A 679-nucleotide genomic window follows, 5' to 3' on the forward strand; every position below is an offset into this window, starting at 1 on the left:
GATGTGGAAGTGGAGATGGGAATTCAAGAGAAATTATCGAGATTTCCTGTGTCAAGAGACACTTGGGATGAGTTTTATCTAGACCAGGAAATCAACGATAGAGGCATTGCTATTGATCCTGTACTTGTTGAATCAGCAATCAAATTAGATACTGGTGTAAAGGCTAGTCTTATGCAAAAGCTAACAGAAATTACCGGACTTGAAAATCCTAACTCAGTTCTTCAGATGAGAACTTGGCTATCTGAACATGGACTTGAAATGGAGTCTTTAGGCAAAAAGGAAGTAGCAAAAGAAATAAAGACGGCATCTAAAGAACTGGTAGAAGTCCTTACTTTAAGACAGCAGTTATCAAAGTCATCTGTAAAAAAATATACAGCTATGAAAAATGCTGCCTGCACAGATAATAGGGAAAGAGGAATGTTTCGATATTATGGTGCAAATAGAACTGGAAGATTTGCAGGAAGACTTGTTCAGTTACAAAACCTGCCACAAAACCATCTGCCAGATTTAGCTGATGCTAGAGCACTTGTAAAATTAGGAAATGTAGATGCGATTGAAATATTATATGAAGATATCCCAGATACCTTATCACAGCTTATTAGAACGGCCTTTGTACCTCAAAACAATAACAAATTCATTGTAGCTGATTTTTCAGCCATTGAAGCGAGAGTCCTTGCAT

1 protein-coding gene is annotated in these 679 nt (G+C 37.3%); it reads left to right on the forward strand.

The window, feature by feature from the left end:
* On the forward strand, positions 1–679 hold a 679-nt coding region (locus ACYU87_RS27595), incomplete at both ends, for a DNA polymerase (protein WP_461137222.1).

Source organism: Spirosoma lituiforme (genome assembly GCF_054776635.1).